The sequence below is a fragment of the Phaeobacter sp. JH20_34 genome, assembly GCF_048056095.1.
In the GTDB taxonomy this organism is placed as follows: Bacteria; Pseudomonadota; Alphaproteobacteria; order Rhodobacterales; family Rhodobacteraceae; genus Phaeobacter; species Phaeobacter bryozoorum.
Genome location: NZ_JAYMWT010000021.1, coordinates 485,977 through 505,587, shown reverse-complemented (window position 1 = coordinate 505,587; position 19,611 = coordinate 485,977). Strand labels below are relative to the sequence as shown.

At 60.3% G+C, this 19,611-nt stretch carries 17 protein-coding genes and 1 pseudogene; 4 read left to right on the top strand and 14 right to left on the bottom strand.

Annotated features, from left to right (window positions below; all coding sequences use genetic code 11):
- Nucleotides 1-113: 113 nt before the first annotated feature.
- The gene (gene mscL, locus VWZ81_RS17005) at nucleotides 114-548 is read right to left on the bottom strand and encodes a large conductance mechanosensitive channel protein MscL (protein ID WP_340544729.1); all 435 of its coding nucleotides are present in this window, start codon (nucleotides 546-548) and stop codon (nucleotides 114-116) included.
- A 409-nt stretch (nucleotides 549-957) separates the two neighbouring features.
- Here mscL and VWZ81_RS17000 point away from each other — a divergent pair, with 409 nt between their 5' ends.
- Entirely contained in the window at nucleotides 958-3,327 is a 2,370-nt protein-coding gene (locus VWZ81_RS17000) for a Hint domain-containing protein (protein ID WP_416543196.1), read from the top strand.
- A gap of 37 nt (nucleotides 3,328-3,364) precedes the next feature.
- On the opposite strand, the gene VWZ81_RS16995 is transcribed toward VWZ81_RS17000, so the two are convergent.
- Together VWZ81_RS16995 and VWZ81_RS16990 are read right to left on the bottom strand one after the other, a co-directional pair.
- Entirely contained in the window at nucleotides 3,365-4,909 is a 1,545-nt protein-coding gene (locus VWZ81_RS16995; RefSeq protein ID WP_340544732.1) for an alanine/glycine:cation symporter family protein, read from the bottom strand.
- A gap of 19 nt (nucleotides 4,910-4,928) precedes the next feature.
- Nucleotides 4,929-5,363, bottom strand: coding sequence for a universal stress protein (locus VWZ81_RS16990; protein WP_416535851.1), 435 nt, complete (start codon nucleotides 5,361-5,363; stop codon nucleotides 4,929-4,931).
- A gap of 146 nt (nucleotides 5,364-5,509) precedes the next feature.
- Between VWZ81_RS16990 and VWZ81_RS16985 the strand changes: the two are divergent.
- Both VWZ81_RS16985 and VWZ81_RS16980 read left to right on the top strand, forming a co-directional pair.
- Nucleotides 5,510-5,641, top strand: a pseudogene (locus VWZ81_RS16985) (AsnC family transcriptional regulator); the annotation flags it as partial.
- A 3-nt stretch (nucleotides 5,642-5,644) separates the two neighbouring features.
- The gene (locus VWZ81_RS16980) at nucleotides 5,645-5,965 is read left to right on the top strand and encodes an Lrp/AsnC family transcriptional regulator (RefSeq protein ID WP_416543219.1); all 321 of its coding nucleotides are present in this window, start codon (nucleotides 5,645-5,647) and stop codon (nucleotides 5,963-5,965) included.
- Nucleotides 5,966-6,055: 90 nt separating this feature from the next.
- Here VWZ81_RS16980 and VWZ81_RS16975 read toward each other — a convergent pair whose 3' ends face one another.
- From VWZ81_RS16975 to VWZ81_RS16950, 6 genes are all read right to left on the bottom strand, one after another.
- The gene (locus tag VWZ81_RS16975; protein ID WP_416543197.1) at nucleotides 6,056-7,276 is read right to left on the bottom strand and encodes a cytochrome-c peroxidase; all 1,221 of its coding nucleotides are present in this window, start codon (nucleotides 7,274-7,276) and stop codon (nucleotides 6,056-6,058) included.
- Nucleotides 7,273-8,022, bottom strand: coding sequence for an SCO family protein (locus VWZ81_RS16970; RefSeq protein WP_340544736.1), 750 nt, complete (start codon nucleotides 8,020-8,022; stop codon nucleotides 7,273-7,275). Before VWZ81_RS16970 ends, VWZ81_RS16975 begins: the two co-directional genes overlap by 4 nt.
- A 72-nt stretch (nucleotides 8,023-8,094) precedes the next feature.
- Nucleotides 8,095-9,408 carry a selenium-binding protein SBP56-related protein gene (locus VWZ81_RS16965; protein WP_416543198.1) on the bottom strand — a complete coding sequence of 438 codons (1,314 nt, stop codon included), beginning with the start codon at nucleotides 9,406-9,408 and terminating at the stop codon, nucleotides 8,095-8,097.
- Nucleotides 9,409-9,430: 22 nt separating this feature from the next.
- Nucleotides 9,431-10,243 (bottom strand): IclR family transcriptional regulator, encoded by an 813-nt coding sequence (locus VWZ81_RS16960; RefSeq protein WP_416543199.1) that lies wholly within the window; start codon nucleotides 10,241-10,243, stop codon nucleotides 9,431-9,433.
- 177 nt (nucleotides 10,244-10,420) lie between these two features.
- Nucleotides 10,421-11,386, bottom strand: coding sequence for an NAD(P)-dependent oxidoreductase (locus tag VWZ81_RS16955; RefSeq protein WP_416535857.1), 966 nt, complete (start codon nucleotides 11,384-11,386; stop codon nucleotides 10,421-10,423).
- Between the two features lie 225 nt (nucleotides 11,387-11,611).
- Nucleotides 11,612-12,649 carry a LacI family DNA-binding transcriptional regulator gene (locus tag VWZ81_RS16950; protein ID WP_416543200.1) on the bottom strand — a complete coding sequence of 346 codons (1,038 nt, stop codon included), beginning with the start codon at nucleotides 12,647-12,649 and terminating at the stop codon, nucleotides 11,612-11,614.
- Between the two features lie 94 nt (nucleotides 12,650-12,743).
- Here VWZ81_RS16950 and VWZ81_RS16945 point away from each other — a divergent pair, with 94 nt between their 5' ends.
- Nucleotides 12,744-13,928 carry a phytanoyl-CoA dioxygenase family protein gene (locus VWZ81_RS16945; protein ID WP_416543201.1) on the top strand — a complete coding sequence of 395 codons (1,185 nt, stop codon included), beginning with the start codon at nucleotides 12,744-12,746 and terminating at the stop codon, nucleotides 13,926-13,928.
- A gap of 12 nt (nucleotides 13,929-13,940) precedes the next feature.
- Here the strand turns inward: VWZ81_RS16945 and iolG are convergent, their stop codons facing one another.
- The 5 genes from iolG to iolD are packed head-to-tail and all read right to left on the bottom strand — an operon-like array spanning nucleotide 13,941 to nucleotide 19,493.
- Nucleotides 13,941-14,927 (bottom strand): inositol 2-dehydrogenase, encoded by a 987-nt coding sequence (iolG, locus tag VWZ81_RS16940; RefSeq protein ID WP_416543202.1) that lies wholly within the window; start codon nucleotides 14,925-14,927, stop codon nucleotides 13,941-13,943.
- Complete coding sequence (locus VWZ81_RS16935) at nucleotides 14,921-15,760, bottom strand: class II fructose-bisphosphate aldolase (RefSeq protein WP_416543203.1); 840 nt, start codon at nucleotides 15,758-15,760, stop codon at nucleotides 14,921-14,923. Before VWZ81_RS16935 ends, iolG begins: the two co-directional genes overlap by 7 nt.
- The gene (locus VWZ81_RS16930; protein ID WP_340544748.1) at nucleotides 15,757-16,614 is read right to left on the bottom strand and encodes a 5-deoxy-glucuronate isomerase; all 858 of its coding nucleotides are present in this window, start codon (nucleotides 16,612-16,614) and stop codon (nucleotides 15,757-15,759) included. The genes VWZ81_RS16935 and VWZ81_RS16930 overlap by 4 nt, the downstream gene beginning before the upstream one ends.
- A gap of 12 nt (nucleotides 16,615-16,626) precedes the next feature.
- The gene (iolC, locus tag VWZ81_RS16925; protein ID WP_416543204.1) at nucleotides 16,627-17,619 is read right to left on the bottom strand and encodes a 5-dehydro-2-deoxygluconokinase; all 993 of its coding nucleotides are present in this window, start codon (nucleotides 17,617-17,619) and stop codon (nucleotides 16,627-16,629) included.
- Nucleotides 17,619-19,493 carry a 3D-(3,5/4)-trihydroxycyclohexane-1,2-dione acylhydrolase (decyclizing) gene (gene iolD, locus VWZ81_RS16920; protein WP_416543205.1) on the bottom strand — a complete coding sequence of 625 codons (1,875 nt, stop codon included), beginning with the start codon at nucleotides 19,491-19,493 and terminating at the stop codon, nucleotides 17,619-17,621. The genes iolC and iolD overlap by 1 nt, the downstream gene beginning before the upstream one ends.
- Between the last annotated feature and the right edge of the window lie 118 nt (nucleotides 19,494-19,611).

Below are 19,611 nucleotides of genomic sequence, written 5' to 3'. Positions count from 1 at the left end.
GCCATTGTCTCAAAGGAATGCCCGATCACCGGCAACACGAGGTCGCCGGTGCCCGAGGTGTGGCCTTAGTCCGACCGGCCGCAGGATGCCACCTGCGGATCGTCTGTGTCTGCTTACCGTTTCAGGGAGTCGCGGATTTCCAACAGGACATCCAGCTCTGTGGGGCCGGCGGGGGCTTCCTCGGCGGGCATGGCTTCCTGCTTGCGGAAAGCGGCGTCTTTGACCTTGTTGACGTAGCGCACCAGCATGAACACCACGAATGCGATGATCAGAAAGTTGATCACGGCCATCACAAAGGCACCGTGAGCAAACACAGCGGCGCCTGCCTCACGTGCGGCCTCCAGGCTGGCACCTTCAGGGACGTTGCCCGCAAGGACCAGGTAGGAGTTGGTGAAATCGATCCCGCCAGTGAACAATCCGATGATGGGGTTGATCAGGTCGTTGACCATGCTGCTGACGATCGCGGTAAAGGCGGCGCCGATGATGATGCCGACGGCCATGTCCATCACATTGCCCTTGGCAATGAAATCTCTGAATTCCTGAAGCATGTTGTTTGTCCCTGTTAACGAAGTCATTTTCATTGAGCAGACGTCGCGACCATCTGCGCGCTGCATGACCGCAGTTTAGTCAGGTTTTGGCCGCCGCTGCTATTGATTTTGCATTGAAAACTCTAGCCGTAGCCCTGTCGCGCGGACCATCGCAGCGGCACCGGTCCGGCGTTTCGCCATATTCTGACCGCAAAATGGGCCAGCACCGGTCCCAGAGCGGTCCTGTGTTGGACGTGTTTGCCGGGTAAATCTTGGCCGTTGGATGTGTTTTTCCCTGGACCCGAACAGCGCGCCGCCTGTGGGATCTGGGCGCGGGCGCGTCATCGGGGGCGCCGGCTGTATCGGCGCGGGGTGTCCGCTGCTGTTGCTGGAGCGGAGTTAATTGTTAGGTACAAGGTAGACGCGAGACATGGCCATTCTTGACAATGCGATCTGGTTGACCGGCATCAACGGCACCGCGCAAAGTGGGTCTACCTCACTGAGTGAAGGCGGCAATACCACGGTTGTGACAGGCACGTTCACAGCGGACAGCTGGGACAGTTCGCAGGATGGCTACGCGGTTTCCGATTTCGGTGCCTTTGGCGTCAGCGATCCCATCACCGCAAGTTACGGGTTCTCCAATCCTGTCACCAATTTACGGTTTGATCTTCAGCATGTGAATTCGAACGGCAGTTCGAATGACGATAAATTTACGCTTCGGGTGCTGGACGCAAGCGGTGTGTTGATCCCCGCATCGCAGATCATTGCCGGGTTGACCGGGGTTACCCACCATCAGGTCACGGTCAACGCCGATGGCACGGTCTCGATCGAGGCTGAGGGCAGCACAGCCGCCGATATCGGTGTTGCAATCGACGGCCCCGTTTCGCAGCTGGATGTGATCTTTGACAATGGGGGGGACGCACCTGTTTCCGGCGGAGCGGGACTGTCCGATCTGACGTTCACGATCCCGCCGGCCTTGGATTACATCGTCGAAGGCACCGATTCCGGCGAGCGCATCGACGTCAACTACCTGGGCGATCCCGAAGGCGATCGGGTCGACAGCGCCGACGCGGCTGATGGCTCCCAGGACGACGTGATCGAGGCCGGCGGCGGCAATGATACGGTTATCGCAGGTGAGGGGGATGACCGGGTCGATGCAGGTGCCGGCGATGACTCGGTCGAAGGGGGTATCGGGTCGGACACCCTGTTTGGCGGCGATGGGAACGATCTGCTACAGGGCGGCGCCGGTGATGATCTGCTGCAAGGTGGCATCGGTAGCGACACGCTGGAGGGCGGCGCCGGGCGCGACACGCTGGAAGGTGGTATCGGGCATGACTCGCTTAGCAGCGGCGACGATAACGATCTGCTGTTGGGCGGCGATGGCAACGATACGATCACCGCAGGCTATGGCGATGACACGATCTATGGCGGGGCTGGCAATGACCAGCTCGAAGGGCTCTATGGCAACGATCTGATCTATGCTGGTGAAGGGGACGACCATGTCTTTGGCCGCGATCAGGATGACCTGATTTATGGTGAAGACGGCAATGACACGCTGATCGGCAGCATGGGGACCGACACCGTCTGGGGCGGGGCTGGCAATGACATTCTGGCGGGCAGCCAGGGCAATGATGAGATCCATGGCGGCGATGGCGACGACCTCGCCTTTATCGGTGTCTATGAAGATTCCGACCGCATCTTCCTCGACGATGGCAATGACTATCTCGATGGGAGCACCGCCGGGTCATCCTTTTATGGCGAAGGTGGCCGTGGCGACGACGTGATGAACAGCGGCGTCGGCAATGACACGTTGCTGGGCGGCGAGGGCTATGACCAGCTGAGTGGCGGCGCAGGCGGCGATTCGCTGGATGGCGGCAGCGAAGATGACATCATCGAAGGCGGAAGCGGCGCTGATACGCTGATCGGCGGTGCGGGTGCGGACAGCCTATACGGCGAGGATGACCGGGATCTGTTGATCGGCGGGGCCGGGGATATCGTCGATGGTGGCGAAGGTGGTGATGATTACGACCGGCTTGATATCAGCGAGCTGCGCGCGCTTGGAAACACCCGGATCATCTATACCAGCGCTGACCGAGAGGACGGCCGGGTCGAGGTCACGAACAACAACAACGACACCATTGGAACGTTGACCTTCTATAACATCGAAGAGGTCATTCCCTGTTTTACGCCGGGCAGCCTTGTCCTGACACCGCAGGGTGCGGTTCCGGTCGAGGATCTGGAGATTGGTGATCGCGTCCTGACGCGCGACAGCGGGTTGCAAACCCTGCGCTGGACCGCGCGACGGGTGGTTACAACGGCAGAGTTGGCACGCCGCCCTCAGTTCCAACCGATCCTGATTGAGGCCGGGGCGCTCGGCCGGGAGGGGGCCGAGCTTGTGCCGAACCGGGATATGATGGTGTCACCGCAACACAGGATGCTGCTGACGGGAAGCCGTGCCGAACTGCTGTTCGGCTCAAACGAGGTGCTGGTGGCGGCTGTGCATCTGATCAACGATCGCGATATCCGCCGGGCGCGAACACTGGATGTGACCTATATTCATCTGCTCTTCGATCAGCACGAAATCATCTGCGCCGATGGAGCCTGGAGCGAGAGTTTTCAGCCCGGTGACCTGACACTGGCGGGGATGGATATGGCCCAGCGGTCAGAGCTTTGCCAACTGTTCCCGGAGCTGGAGAGTATGGGGCAGGCCTTTCCGACGGCGCGGCGGTCCTTGCGCAGCCATGAGGCGCGGGTGTTGCTGTCCGAAGGTCGGCACAATCGCGGCGACGGATCAGCCTAATAACCCGGCCACCATCGGCGGCCGGGTTGCTGCTTTGTTACTGGAACTTCTTGATTTCACCGGTCTTGAGGCGTGCCATGTAGCTGTTCAGCTCACCCTTGACGATTGGCATCAGGAAGTAGAGCGCGACGATGTTCACCACGGCCATGGCAAAGATTGCCGCATCGGAGAAGTCGATGACCGGACCCAGGCTGGCCGCGGCGCCGATGATGACAAACAGGCAGAAGATCACCTTGAAGACCAGTTCAGTGGTCTTGCCCTCACCGAACAGGAAGGTCCAGGCTTTGAGGCCGTAGTAGGACCAGCTGATCATGGTGGAGAAGGCAAACAGGATCACCGCGATGGCAAGAATATACTTGAACCAGCCAAATGCGGACGAGAAGGCCGCAGATGTCAGAGCCACGCCGGAATTGCCATCCACGGTCTGGATCGCGCTTCCTGCCTCGTTCAGCACGTAGAGACCGGTTTCAGGGTTGCTGACCAGCTGGCCGGTGATGATGATCACCAAGGCGGTCATGGTGCAGATCACCACGGTGTCGATGAACGGCTCTAAGAGCGAGACGAAACCTTCGGTGATCGGCTCCTTGGTCCGCACGGCGGAGTGGGCAATTGCCGCGGAGCCAACGCCCGCTTCGTTGGAGAAGGCCGCGCGTTTGAAGCCCTGGATCAGTGCGCCAACCATGCCGCCCGCAACGCCAAGACCGGTAAAGGCACCGTCGAAGATCTGGCCAAAGGCCCAGCCGATTTTGTCAAAGTTCATCAGGATGATCACCAGCGCGGTCAGCACATAGAGCACGCCCATGAACGGCACCACTTTTTCGGTGACTTTGGCGATCGACTTCAGGCCACCAATGATCACGGCAAAGACGACACCAGCGAAGATAACGCCGGTGACCCAGCCCGGATAGTCGCCCAGAACATTGGTCAGCTGGGCATGGGCCTGGTTGGCCTGGAACATATTGCCGCCACCAAGGGCGCCCAGAATGCAGAAGATCGAGAACAGGACCGCCATGAACTTGCCCCCGGGCAGGCCACGCGCAGCAAAGCCCTTGGTCATGTAGTACATCGGGCCACCGGAAACTGTGCCGTCAGGGTATTCGTTGCGGTATTTCACACCGAGCGTACATTCGGTGAATTTCGACGCCATCCCCATCAGACCCGCGAGGATCATCCAGAAGGTTGCGCCAGGACCACCGATGCCAACCGCAACCGCGACGCCTGCGATATTGCCAAGGCCAACGGTGCCGGAAAGCGCGGTGGCCAGAGCCTGGAAATGGCTGACCTCGCCTGCGTCATTCGGGTCGGAGTAGTCGCCCTTCACCAGCGAGATCGAGTGCGGGAAGGCGCGGAACTGGATCAGGCCGAAATAGATGGTGAAAATCGTCGCTGCAATTACCAGCCATGCCACGATCCACGGGAAGCTGGTGCCCGGAAATGGGCTGAAGATGAAATTGACAAACCAGCCCGTGGAACTGGCAAAGAGATCGTTGACCTTCTGGTCGATGCTCTGTGCCATTAGCGGACCCGACAGCACTAGGGCGCCGGGGACGGCCAGTGCGGCCGCTTTGGAAAAACTGTTCATGATGACCCCTGTCGATCAGTTATGGGACAATGGTGACCGGAACCGGCGCGGCCTGCGCCAGACTGCCTGCGACCGAACCAAACAGCCGCGATGACAATGCGGAATGGCCGGTGCGCCCGATAACCACGTGATTGGCCCCTTCGGACTTCGCGATGGACACGAGAACCTCGGCGATATTGCCGTATTTCACGGTGGCCGTGACCTCGACACCGCTGGTCTCAAGATCCTTGAGCAGGGGCTGGATCAGCGCGGTCTCGGCGCGTTCAAGCTCTTCGGTGCGGCGCTTGTGGCGCTCTGCCAGCTCGGCTGCGGATAGAAAAGAATATGGTGACCATTCCAGCACATGCGCGACTACGATGCTGCCGCCCTGTGCCTTTGCTACACCCAGCGCAAAGTTGAGCGCACTCCGCGCGCTCGTGCTGCCGTCGTAGCCAACTACGATTTTTGAGGCCATCTGCCCCTCCCTTGGTTACGTCATCCCTGTGACGAAGTGTCTCAATTTTATGACGTTGTTGATAGGAAAGGTTCTCGATTTCCTTGCCTATTCGGAAAATTTCGGAAAAATGTGCGGATAACGATTAAGTATTGGGAAAATTTCCGATGGACATGCTGGATTCTCGTATTCTTTCCGCCCTACAGCAGGATGGTCAGATATCAATGGCGCGCCTCTCGGAGAAAGTAGGGCTGTCTTTGTCCGCATGTCACCGTCGTGTCAAGTTGATGGAAGCCAGCGGTATGATCGAAGGCTATGCCGCGCGGCTGGATCGCAAGAAGATTGGTCTGGAGCTTCAGATCTTTATCGAGATCAAGCTGGTCGGTCAGCAGCGCGAGCATATCCAGGCCTTTGAGAACACTATCGCCCATATGCCCGAGGTGTTGGAATGCCACCTGATTTCGGGCGAGTTCGACTATCTGATACGCGTCGCGGCGCGCAATACGGAAACCTATGAAAACCTCTATCGCAACCGGTTGTCGGACATCCCGTCGGTCGCACAGATGAAGACCTTGCTGGCGGTTTCTACGGTGAAGGAGTTTCGCGGCTATCACCTAGAGTGAGACGCGCCCTCTTCAGGTCTGTTTCGGCTATTGATCATGGAGTTTGGGCGATTTCAGGACGCCCGACCGGTTTCGCGGGCGGTTCGGCGCCTATCGCTGGCGTGCCTCCGCGACGAGGCAGTCCAGTCCCGAAGAGGTGAGCGTCTCGAGGAAGCTCAGCAGGTCTCGCTGTTCGCCATCGGTCAGACCGAGCGGTCGAATGCGCGGATCCTGACCGGGCAGATTGGCACCGCCACCATTGTAGAAGTCGATCACCTCAGCAAGGGTGCCGAACCCGCCGTCGTGCATATAGGGCGGCGAGACGGCGAGATTGCGCAGCGTCGGCGTGCGGAAACGCCATCGGTCGCGTGGATCCTCGGTGACTTCGTAGCGCCCCAAATCGGCCTCCCGCGGACCGCTGACGGCGCGAACTAGCGCGTAGTCGATCTGATGGACCACGCCGGGAGCGACCTGAACCGGCAGGGTTTCGGGCGGGTTCTGTCGCGCCAGTTCGCGCATCTGCCCGTAGCCTGTGTCGTGGAACTGCTGATCGGTGAAGAGCGCGTCATCTGGTCCGATGCTGTGGCAGGAGACGCAGCCTGCCTTGCCGCGAAAGACGTCAAAACCACGTTTGGCGGCCGAAGAAACAGCAGCGCTGTCGCCGCCATAAAACCACCGATCGAACGAGCTGTTGCCCAGCGTCAACGCGCGCTGGTAGGCCGCGAGCGCCATACCTATGCGATCCAGAGACGCGGAGGCACCAAATGCCTCGCGAAACAATCGGTCATAGTCAGCCTGCTCCTGAAGATAGGCAACCACGTGGCCCACCGATGGGTTTGCCATCTCGTTACGAGCGGTGAGCGGTCCGATGAACTGGGTTTCCAGTGTAGGGTCGCGCCCATCATGAAACAGGGGCCGCAGCAGGCCGACATTGATCAGGCTGGGAGCATTGCGCTTCACGCTGCGGCCCTCGACGCCGATGGAGGTCGCCAGCTCCCAATTGGCAAATCCCTGTTCCGGCACATGGCACATGGCGCAGGACATGGTGTTGTTGATCGACAAGGCGCGATCAAAAAAGATCCGTCGGCCAAGCGCAATGCGTGCTGCTGTGGGCGGGTTGTCGGCCGGATGTTGCAATGGCGGTAGGCCGAGCTGCGGCGTCCGGCTACGTCTTGACGCAGCTTCAGCCCAATTATCGGGCGAGCGTTCACAGGTTTCCGCCGAGATCTGTAGCGGCGCCGCAGTCGATGCCGGGACGGTCCAGAGCAGAGCCAGAAGCGCAGCACATGGTGCAAGACGTTGGCGCAGCAAGGCAGGCGGGCGGCGGGTCACTCTGCGGCCTCCGCCATCAGTAGGGTCTCCACGTCGGTCATCAAAAGGCGCGGGTCGATCAGGCCAAGACCATAGACGTTGCGGATCATGCCTTGGGTGTCGACCAGATACATCCGCAGCAGGTGATTGATCTGATCATCCGAGGATCCGCGATCAACCACCTGGCCAAATCCATCCAGCAAGGGGCGCAGCGCCTCCGCGTCAGCGGTGGTCAGGACGTGCCAGTCCAGTTTCTGCGCGCTGGCGGGGTCGCTGCTGACCGGGTGGGCAAAAGCGGCGATCGCCTCTACCGTGTCGCGCTCGGGGTCAAAGCTGATGGTCATCAGCTGCACCTTCTGGCGCAGTCCGGGCAGCTGGGCGCTGGCATCATGAATGTCATAAAGCGTCGAGAAGGCCAGCGGGCAGCCGTCCACATCGCCACAGGTAAGATAGACAAAGCTGACGAGGGTGATTTTCTCGTCGAACAGCTGGTGCAGGCGGGTTTGTATTCCGTTTGTGGTCAGAACCGCGCCATCGGGTGCGGGCTTCAGCCGGTTCAGCCTATAGGATCCCGGTTCCGGTGGGCTGAACTGGAAGGCGGGATCGCTCGGGAAGATATCGGAAAAGGGAGTGGTGGCGGTCCGCAGCGCAGCAGGTGTCAACCGTGCGAGCAGATCTGAGGGACGCCAGGTGTCGGCCAGGGCGACAACGCCCGTCAGCAAGGCCGCAGCGGCGGTAATGGAAACAGCGAGTGTTGTCTTGCGCATGGAGATCCTCCGGCAAGTTTAGGTCCGCAAGGGGAGACCGGAGCGGCAGCTGGCCGCCCCGGGAACTGGCAGTCAGGCTGAGTAAAGCGCAGAGCTGCCAAAGCGCATGATGTGAGCGCGGCCCAATCCAGCGGCATAGAAGTCGATATTGAAATCTTCGACCAGATCTGTGCCGTCCCATGTATAGGCGCGCAGATACTGCACATCATCCTCGCCCTTCTTGTCCCAGTTGGCGAGCAGCGACGACGAGAAATAGACCCGTTTGCCATCCCAGCTCTGGCTGACCATATTGACCTGCCGGTCGATGGTCTTCTCGTAGATTTGCGACGGGTTATGCGGGTCCGAGATGTCAAATAGGCGGGTTTTGCCATCCATGAAGGAATTGACCCAGAGCGTCTGGTCATCCGCAGCGATGGAGATATCGACGGGCAGGGGGATGTCCTCCGGGTTGCCGATATCCGCGACCGATTTGGCCTGCCATTCGCCATCATCGTCTTCGTAGATCAGCCACAGCTGCGAGGTGAGCGCGGTGGTGGAGAAGGCATAATTGGCATTCGGACCCCAGGGAAAGCGCACTTCCAACGGTGCGCCGGGCACATTGAACACCTTGCGGGGCTGGCGGGTGTGCAGATCCCACAGCACCATCGTGTTTCCAAAGCGTTTCATCGCTTCGGGATCCTGCAACATCTGGCCAAAATCCATCATGTAGTTGGACCAGCCCGTGAAGGAGGAGGTGAGCATGACATTCTTGCGGATCAGCGCGCGGATATCGTAGCCGTAGCCATCGGCAACCGCGCCATCCACCGCAACGGCACCCTGCATGTCATCTGCGTTGGGCATCCAGTAGGTGGCGACGTAATCTCCATCATCGTTATATTCGACCAGCGCCGTGCGACCGCCGTGATCGTCCTGATTGCTGAGCCCGGTGATCATCATGCTGCCGGGCAGGGCAAAAAACGTGTGGGGACCAACCACACCGCCGGAATCGGCGACGAAGGTTTCAATCACCTTGTGCAGCTTGGGGGCCGCCGGGTCGCTGTGAATGTCAAAGATGAAGATGCGATTGGTATCAAGCCCGCCGGTCCAGAAATACCGACGATCTGCGGAGAAGCCGCCATGATGGGCCTCGTTTCGGCCCCCTACAGAGAGGCTGTGGATGACCTCTCCGCGCGTGGATGAGCCAGGGCGGAGGTCGACGGTTACCATCTTGTCCTGCTCGTCGCCCATCCCCTCGACACCGAGGGTCCAGACGTACACAAATTCTTCTTGGCCCGTAATCTTGGGCATATAGGGGGATTGGCAGGTCTCGTCTGCAAAGGCGCGAAACGGACCGGCCATGGCCAGTGCAGCAGCAGCGGTCAGCCCGCCGAATTCTCTTCTGTTCATGTTCTTTCTCCCTTCAATAAATTCAGTGTTGTTGGTTCGACCTTTCCTTTGCTGCAGCCAGTGACATGGCATTTGTGGTTTCCGCCTCAACGACCGAGCAATGCTGAATGGCCGCAGCGGCGTGAAAGGCTTCTTTCGACAAAATTGGCAGAATTCGGGGGTGAATGGCCGGAGTGATGCGGGCAGATGGCCCGACCACGCCCATGGAAAAAACCGCGCCGAGACGATCAATAATGATTGGTACGGCGATGCTGGTGACACCGACGTCGATCTCGCCGTCGCAGGTTGCATAGCCGTGGCGGCGCACCTGCTGCAATTCGCGGGTGATCTGCTCGGGGTCGGTGCGGGTCTTGTCGGTAAAGCGCGTGGGTTGCGTTTCAATCAGATCACACTGGAGCTCCGGTGCCAGAAAGGCGGCAATAACCTTGGCCGAGGAGCAGGCATGAACCGGACGCGCGCCCAACCCGGGGTAGATATGGGGAACAGAAGGATCTGTCGGGACCTGCGTATGGATGAGGTCAACGCGTCCAGCTCGGTAGCGCGCCAGAAATGCGGTTTCTCCCAGGTCTTTGACCACCCGTAGCAGCACGGCGGAGACCGCGTTGATCACATGGGTGTCCGATTTTCCGGTCAGCGCAATCTTGATGAACCGCATGCCCAATACGTAACGGTTGCCGGTGTCGATCTCTTCCAGGAACCCGCAGGCCAGCAGGGTGGCAATATGGCGATAGAGGCTGGCCCGAGGGGTCGCCGTCATTCTGGCCAGCTCGCTTGCGCTCACTGGCGTCGCGGACGACGCTACCGCTTCCAGAAGGAGGATCTGACGGTCCTGCATGTGAATCCCATAATACGGACAATAGTACCGTAATTCGGGAAAAATGAGTCTGGCAAGACTCTATAGGATGTGTCGGCGGAACTATGCGCAACTAGCCCGCGAGCCAACGCACCGGGCACAGGTGCCTAAAGGGGGGCACCGCCAGACGCCCCCACTACCATTTTCCGTATCGGAGGTTTAGCTGCCGGTAGCTGCGTTGCGGCCCGTGGGGATCACCTCGTAACCCGGTTCCTCCGGCTCGTCGTCGACCATCTCAGCCGGAAATCCGGGCGCTCTGATGTCTAACCCTGTTGCCTCTTCCAGCCGCCGGATGATGTTTGGCGACAATTCGCGGCTGCCGAAACGGGCTTCGCCGTCCTTGAAGATCTTGATCATCAACGGGTTGATTTCGAGGGGGACGTTATGCCGATCCGCCACTGCCTGAAACAGGCCGATATCCTTTGAAACCAGATCCATGGTGAAGGAAATATCGCGGGATCCATTCAGGATCACCTGGCTTTCCGTTTCATGCACGAATGAGGTGCCGGAGGAGATCTTGATCGCCTCATAGGCGGTGTTGAGATCCATGCCTGCAGCCTTGGCCGTGACCAGCGCCTCGCAGCAGGTCAGCAGGTTGGCGGTGGCCAGATAATTGGTGATGACTTTCAGCACCGACGCCGAGCCGATCGGCCCAGTGTGCAGAATGCGCCGCCCCATGGTTTTCAGCAGGGGGACGATCCGTTCGAAGGTTTCGCGGTCACATCCGGCGAAGATCGAGATGTTTCCGGTATCGGCCCGGTGGCATCCGCCCGACACCGGGCAGTCTACGGCTGTGCCGCCCGCCTGCGCCACCAGCTCGCCGAGGCGTTTGACCTCTGCCTCATCGGTGGTGGACATCTCCATCCAGATCTTGCCGGGGCCAATCTCCGGCAGCATCTGCTGCATAACCTGATCCGAGGCCGCAGGCGACGGCAGGCAGGTGATCACCGCGTCACAGCTGCGCATCAATTCGGCGGGGTTCTTCGCTGCCGTCGCTCCCGCCTCGGCCGCCTTTGCGACCAGCGTGTCGTTCAGGTCATAGACGCTGAGGTCGATACCGTTGCGCAGCAGGCTGCCGCTCAGTTTGCCGCCGACGTTGCCAAGGCCAATAAATCCTACTTTCATGCCGCTCTCCCTGCTGGCTATTGTCGAAAGCATTCCAAGAATGAGCGCAAAGAGAAACAAGAATTGCATCTTCGAGGCTGAAAAATCGGCCTTTGGCGAGACGGCCTTTCAGCGCCAGGACTGGCGCTTGCAATCAAAAGGGCATTTGCGTCGCAGGCTATGTTGAAAGCGCCAGCGCAGAAATATTCCTGTGTTCCGGAAGAAGCCGATAAAGGCACGCTTTGGTCAGCTTTCGCTGGCGTCGAAGGGCGTAACCATGGAGATCCTGCTCTGAGTCGCGGGGGGAGGTGCCTTCAGGATGTGGTTGGCATGGAGCAGGCTGAGAAAGGCATTGCGCATATCGCTGGCGATGTCGTGTTGCAGGACCACGGTGATCTTGCCCTGACGCATCAGGGTTCGATTTTCCGCATCCAGATCATGGGCGATATAGGCGCGGGGCTGGTGGCCAAAGGCGCACAGCTGTTCGATGATGGCACGATTGGCGCCGCCCATTGAATAGACCGCCACTATCCGGCCGAGATCCGGTTCGGCCAGCCGTTGACGCAGCAGCTCCGTGGTTTCCAGCGCAAGGCCTGCACCGGCACTGAGGGTGACCAGTCTCAGATCCGGGCGGCGTTCCTGCAAGACGCGCAAGAAGCCGCGCCGCCGTTGTTCCTCACCGTGGAATGCCATCTGGCTAAGGGTGGTCAGGATGGTTGCGCCCGGGCCAGGGATGCCGGGAAGGCATTTGTCGATCATGTAGGCGGCAGACTGGCCCGCCGCATAATTGTTAGGCCCGCAGTAGAGCCTGCGGGGGCTGTTTGGCAGGTCGGTAAAGACACAGACAACAGGAATGCCTTTGCTGTCCAGTTCGGCCACCGTTGCAATAATCTGAGGCAGATCCCGTGCCTTCAGCACTACCCCATGGCTGCCGCGCCGGGCGATCTGCCCGAGGATTTCAACGCAGTCATCGGCGGACATAATCTGTCGGAAACTGTAGCGGGTATGGATCACCGCCGGACCGATGGTTGGAAGGACGGCCTCGGTCGCGAGACGGATTTCCCGGCTGAACCGTTCGGGAGCCTCGACAACAACGTCGAAATAGAGGCGTCGCCCACGGGCTGAGAGCTGCTGTTCCTGGCCCTCCAGCTCGGCGATGGCCGCCGCGACCCTGGCGCGACTGCGGGCGCTGACATTGGCGCGCCCGTTCAGGACGCGGTCCACGGTTGCCGTGCTCAGCCCGGACTGCCGAGCGATATCCTTAATCGGGAAGCGATGGCTCATTGATGTATTTTTGATGGATCATGCGGCTGACCACAAGTGATTACACCGGCAGTCTGATGGCAGGAGATTTGAAACCACGCAAAGGAGAACAGGGATGGCGGACAGAGCAGCAAGAAGAGGAGATACCTATTTCGACCCTGCCGGATGTGACTTGAGTGATTTTCGGAAGCTGGTTGAACAGGATTTGACGGCGGATCAGGTGCCGCTCGCGGGTGCCATCGTGAAGAATATCCCGATCTACGACATGACGGCCCTCAGCGGGATGCTCGGCAACAGTGATGACCGGCGGCGGCTGATGGCGGAATGGGCGCAGGGTTTGCGCGAAGGGGCCGGCGTATTGGTGCTGAAACAGGCCTATCAGGACACGGCTGCTATCGACAGCGCGAGCGCGATATATGAACAGATCATCGCACACGAGAAGCTGGCCAATGGTGGCGGTGCGGATCACTTCGCGGCGGCAGGCTCGAATGACCGGATCTGGAACTCTCTTCAGAAACTCTGCGAGGCCGCGCCGGAGGTCTTCGCGCGTTACTTTGGTAATGTGGCGTTGGCCGCAGTTTGCGAGGCTTGGCTGGGGCCGAACTACCAGATGACGGCGCAGATCAATCTGGTTCGGCCGGGCGGTGAGGCCCAGCAGGCGCATCGCGACTATCATCTGGGCTTTCAAACGGCGGAAACATCCTCGCAGTATCCAGCCCATGTGCATGATCTGTCGCCGGTTCTGACCTTGCAGGGGGCGGTCGCCCATGGGGACATGCCTGTTGAAAGTGGCCCAACCAAGCTGCTGCCGTTCTCGCAGAGATACCGGGAGGGCTATGTGGCCTGGCGGCGGCCGGATTTCCGCGCCTATTTCGAGGAGCGCTATGTCCAGCTGCCACTGGCCAAGGGCGATGCGGTGTTTTTCAACCCGGCTTTGTTTCATGCCGCAGGCGCCAACCGGTCGCAGGATGTCCAGCGCATGGCGAATTTGTTGCAGGTCTCGTCTGCCTTTGGTCGCGCGATGGAAACCGTGGATCGGTTCGGCATGTCCGAGCGGCTTTATCCGGCGCTGGTGCAATTGGAGGCTGAGGGCGCGATGCCAGAGGCGGAGCGCGCCGCGGCAATCGCAGCCTGCGCCGAGGGCTATTCCTTTCCGACCAATCTGGATAGAGATCCGCCGACGGGAGGCCTGGCCCCGCAGACGCAGGCGGATTTGCTGCATCAGGCGCTGGCTGAGGGCTGGCCGCCCGAGCGTTTCAACGAAGCGCTGGCGGCGCAAGACGCGCGCCGCCGGGCATAATGATCTGACCCGCTACAGTTTGACCGGTGTCCCCGTCTCAAGCGATTTGGCGGCGGCATCGGCCAACATCTGAGCGCGAAGCCCGTCGTCGATACTGGGCGACGGGGTGGTGCCTGCCTGAACAGCCTCGACGAAGCGGGCCATTTCGTTGCGATAGGCAGCCTCGTAGCGCTCAAGGAAGAAATGCTGCGCGGGCGCTGTCTGGAAGCCATTGGCCCCGGCAACCTCGACCGTGTTTTCCAGCATGTTGGCAGCGCGCAGCATCCCTTTGGAGCCATGTACCTCAACCCGCTGATCGTAGCCATAGGTGGCCCGGCGCGAGTTCGAGATCTGGCAGATCTTTCCGCTGGCCGTGGTCAGGGTGACGGCGGCAGTGTCCACGTCACCTGCCGCGCCAATAGCCGGGTCGACCAGGGCCGAGCCGACGGCGAAGACCTGAATTGGCTCTTCGCCCAGCAGAAAACGCGCCATGTCGAAATCATGGATCATCATATCCCGGAACAACCCGCCTGAGGTCTTGATGTAGCTGACCGGGGGCGGAGAGGGATCGCGCGACAGGATCGAGACGATCTCCACATCACCAATCTCGCCCGCGCGCAGACGCTGCTGCAGATTGGCAAAGTTGGGGTCAAACCGTCGGTTGAACGCGGTCAGGAACGCAACCCCTGCCTCCGCCACCACCTTCTGGCAATCACGGATGCGGTCGGCGGACATATCGACCGGTTTTTCGCAGAAAATTGCCTTACCCGCCGCTGCGGCCTGATGGATCAGATCGTAATGGGTATCGGTGGGTGTGCCAATCACCACCGCGTCTACGTCCGCGCTGGTGATCAGCGCCGAGGCCTCGCGCACATCCGCACCGATCTTGCTGGCCAGCCCGCTGGCGGCTTCCGGCACGGCATCGGCGACGGCTGTCACACGCACGCCGTCCAATTGTCCCACAGAACGGGCGTGGACCTGACCGATGCGCCCGCAGCCCAGAAGGCCGATATTCAACATTGTGTTTCTCCCTTGAAGGCGCGAAGAACGCCGCGCGCCGCGGCAACGACCGGATCGTGGGTTTCCGACAGGATGCTGACCCTGTCAAAGCGGTCCGGGTCCCGGTTGACCGCATCGCGCATGGCGGCGCCGAAAGCCATGCGCAATTCGGTGCCGATATTGAATTTGCAGATACGCGACTCGCGGGCCAGCATTCTGCGCTGTGCGACCGGTACGCCGGAGCCGCCATGGATGACCAGCGGCACCTCGGTGAGGCCCTCGATGGCGCGGATCCGGTCAATATCCAGCCCGCCGTCCTTGTCCTGTTGCAGATGCACATTGCCGACAGAGATTGCCATCGCGTCCACGCCGGTTTCCAGTGCAAAGCGGCGGGCCTCTTCAGGATCAGTTCCTGCCGACCCTTCGCCGCCCGAGTAGCCGACAAATCCGATTTCACCCTCGCATGAGACACCTGCGGCATGGGCCATTTCGGCGATGGCAGCGGTTTCGGCGATATTGTCCTCAAGAGGTTTGCGAGAGCCGTCGAACATCACGGAGGTAAAGCCGCTGTCGATGGCAATACGGCAATCCTCTGGGGTGTAGCCATGATCGAGATGTGCAACCACCGGAACCGATGCGGCCTCGGCCAGATGGTGGAACATCTTGCCCAGGATTGGCAGCGGCGTATGGGCGCGACAGGATGGCCCCGCCTGCAAGATCACAGGCACGCCTTCGGCCTCTGCCGCTGCCACATAGGCGCGCATGTCTTCCCAGCCCAGCGTCACCAGCCCGGCGACGGCATAGCCATCGCGCAGGGCCGGTTGCAGGACCTCAGCCAGAGTTGCAACGGTCATTTGAACTTGGCCACCATATCCTTGATGCCGGGGATCGTTTCGACCTGATAGGCATGAGTTGGCTGGAAATACTGGATCAGGCTGCGCTGGCTCAGACCGCCAAGGATGGTGAAATAATACATCTCATATCCCGGCATCACGGCGCAGGGGTGATAGCCCCTGTCGATCATGATGGTAGAGCCGTCCATCAGTTGGTAAGCATCCCCCGGCTTGCCTTCTTCGCGTTGCAGGATCTGGACGCCGGAACCATGGTTGGGGCGGAAGCGGAAGTTATAGGTCTCGTCATGACGCGTTTCGATGATATTGCCATCGGCGTCCTTGCGATCGGTGTCGTGCTTGTGCGCCGGAAAGCCGGACCAGCCGCCTTGACCCACAGTGAACAACTCCGAAACCAGCAGGCGTCCGACCTTGTCATGCTGCTTCTGTCCGAGAATATGTTTGATCTTCCGGTGAGTCTTGGTGTCATCAGATCCGTATTGCACGAGGTCGATGCCATCCGCACGGACGTCGAACGGCTCCAGAACCTTGTCGTATTTTGCACCGGCAACGAAGGTTTCCGTTGCGTCGGTGGTGCAGGTTATCGTGACCTTTGCGCCGACCGGGATATAGACGCCTTCTGGTTCGCCATCCCAGACGTCCGCGGTTCGGTTGCCGATCCCGGCATAGCTCAGACCTTCCACTTCGATATCCACGGTACCGGTGGCGGGAACGATGCAGGTCTCATATCCGGGGACCTGATATTCGAATGTCTGGCCCTTGGTCAGCTTGACGATGTTGAAATAGTTGAGCGGCACCAGATCGTTGTCGGCATCGACGATGGCTTTGTTCTGGTTGTCATGGGGGGCGATATGCATGGGGGGGTCCTTTCAGATTTCGGTGGCGCCGGGGTGCGTTGCGAGGAACGCCTCCAGCGCAGCAAGATCGGGCATCGCCGGGGCGCAGCCGGGTTTGGCTACAACAACGGAGGCACAGGCGGAGCCGCGTAGAATGGCCTCTTTCGTATGGCGTCCTTCGGAAAGCGCGGCGAGGAAGCCGGCCATGAAGCTGTCGCCCGCGCCGGTTGGCTTCAGCGCATCAACAGGGTAGATGCCGGTGCGGATTTCCTGCCCGTCGGCAAAGGTGATGGCGCCCTCTGGACCCATCTTGTAAACCACGACGGAGGCGGTGGTTTGCGCAAGGCTGCGCGCCTTGGCGAGCCCCATGTCAACGCCACCGGCCATGAACCCGAATTCTTCGTCGTTGCCGACGATGATGTCGGACAACTCACCAGCACGCGACAGAAAATCAGCGGCCACCTCGGCCGAGGGCCAGCTGTAGGGCCGGTAATCGACGTCAAAAATGATTGGTAAGCCCGCAGCGCGCGCCAGTTCAAAGGCGCGGAAGGTCGCGCTGCGCGATGGTTCGGCAGCAAAGACCGTGCCTGCGGTGATCAGCGCGCTGTATTGGCTGTAATCCACCGCCTCGACATCAGCGATGGTCATCTGAAAGTCGGCGGCGTTGTTGCGGTAGATCACGCTCTGGTGGTCTTCCACAACGCTTTCGTAAATCGCAAGCGATGTCCGATATTCGCCGGTGATGCGTTTCACGTGAGTCCGGTCGATCCCGTAGTGATCCAGCTGGTTCAGGCAATACCAACCCACGGCATCGTCTGAGATGCTGGTGACCAGCGCGGCACGGCATCCCATTTTGACCAGTCCAGCGGCGATATTTGCGCTGCTGCCGCCCATCGCCACCATCATGTCTTGGGCATCTTTTGTTGCGGTGCCTGCCGGGGTTGGACAAAGATCCATGCCCACCCGCCCGATGACCAGGAAGTTGCGCCCTGACAGATCGCCATGGGCTTTGGATGGGGTGTTCATCAGACCCCCCGCCGTTGTTTGCTGCGGCTGGATTCCCATTCGACATGGGCCTCCTGCACATCGGGATTGTTGGTGATATGCGGCGTGCCGACTTCCCACCAGGCGTGACCTTCCGTCGTCCAGCCCTCGTAGGCATCGACGTTCATCACGATGACGGTGGTTCGGTCGTTGCCCTGAGCACGCTTGAAGGCCTCTGCCAGCTCGCCCGGATTGGCGACCGTTTCCGCAATCGCGCCCATAGCGGCTGAATGCGCGGCGAAATCCACGCCAAAGGCCTCAGGGATGGTCGGGCAATCGGCGAGAAGATTGTTGAAACTGGTGTTGCCCGTATTGTTCTGCAGCTTGTTGATGACGGCGAAACCGCCATTGTCGAGCACGAGGATGATCAGTTTCTTTCGGCTCAGTACGCTGGAGTAGATATCAGAGTTCAGCATCATATATGAGCCATCGCCGACAAAGACGATGGTGTCACGCTCCGGCTCACGCTCGGTTTGGGCGATGCGAGCTCCCCAGGCACCGGAGATTTCATAGCCCATGCAGGAAAATCCGAACTCGACATCGACCGTGCCAGGTTCCAGCGTGCGCCAGTTGGCGGTGACCTCGGCGGGTAGGCCGCCCGCCGCTGCCACGACGCGGTCGCGCGGGTCGCAGAGCGCGTTCACCACGCCGATGGCCTGGGCATAGGAATTGGGCCGGTTGTCGCCATAGGATATATTGTCAGCCACATAGGCGACCCAGCTGCGTCGTTCCTCCTGTGCGCGGACCACCCAGTCCTGCGGGGCGCTGTAGCCTTGGCAAGCGGAGCCGAGGTCGAGCAGGGCGCGCTGGGCGTCACCGACAACCGGCAATGCACAGTGCTTGCCTGCATCATGGCGTGCCGCATTGATCGAGATGAACTGGGCATCCTGCGCAAATGCGGTCCAGGAACCGGTGGTGAAGTCCTGCAACCTTGTGCCCACTGCGAGGATCACATCCGCCTCTGCCGCGATGGCATTGGCGCTGTCCGACCCGGTCACGCCAATCGGGCCGATGTTCAGCGGATGGGTGTCGCGCAGGTTGGCGCGGCCTGCGATGGTTTCTACGACGGGGATCTGATGGGCCTCGGCAAAGGCGGTCAGCTCAGCCACCGCGCGGCTGTATTGCACGCCACCGCCTGCGATGATCATCGGGCGTTTGGCACCGCGCAGCGCTGCTGCGGCTTCGGCAATCTCGGCGGTGTCCGGTGTGATACGGCGAATGCGATGGGTCTTCTTTTCAAAGAAAACTTCCGGGTAATCATAGGTCCAGCCCTGGACGTCCTGTGGCAGGCCGAGGAAGGCCGGGCCACAGTCGCCGGGATCCAGCATCGTGGCAATCGCGGCGGGCAGGGACTGGATGATCTGCGCCGGATGGGTGATGCGGTCCCAGTAGCGCGACACAGGCTTGAACGCATCATTCACGCCAAAGGTCGGATCGTCGAAGTTCTCCATCTGCTGCAACACCGGATCGGGCAGGCGGGTCAGGAAGGTATCACCGCAGAGCATCAACATCGGCAGCCGGTTGGCGTGCGCCAGCGCTGCCGAGGTCACCAGATTCGATGTGCCGGGACCGGCACTTGCCGTGCAGAACATGAAGCGTTGGCGCAGCCATTGTTTGGCGTATCCCGCGGCGGCAAATCCCATGCTCTGTTCATTCTGGCCGCGATAGAGCGGCAGCGCCTCGCGCGCTTCATAAAGGGCTTCTCCGAGGCAGGTTACGTTGCCATGGCCGAAGATCCCGAAGCCGCCGCCGCAGAGGCGCATTTCCTCCCCGTCGATCACAATGAACTGATTGGAGAGCCATCGGATGATGGCCTGGGCGGTGGTCAATCTTATCGTATTCGGCGGCGTCGTCATAGGCAGGGATCCCTGGGATGGTCGGTGGTCGGGTCGATTTGATCTTGCGAGATATCGAATCCCAAGATACAAGTTTTGCAACCGGTTGCAAATCGAATTTCATGGATTGGGAGGCCTG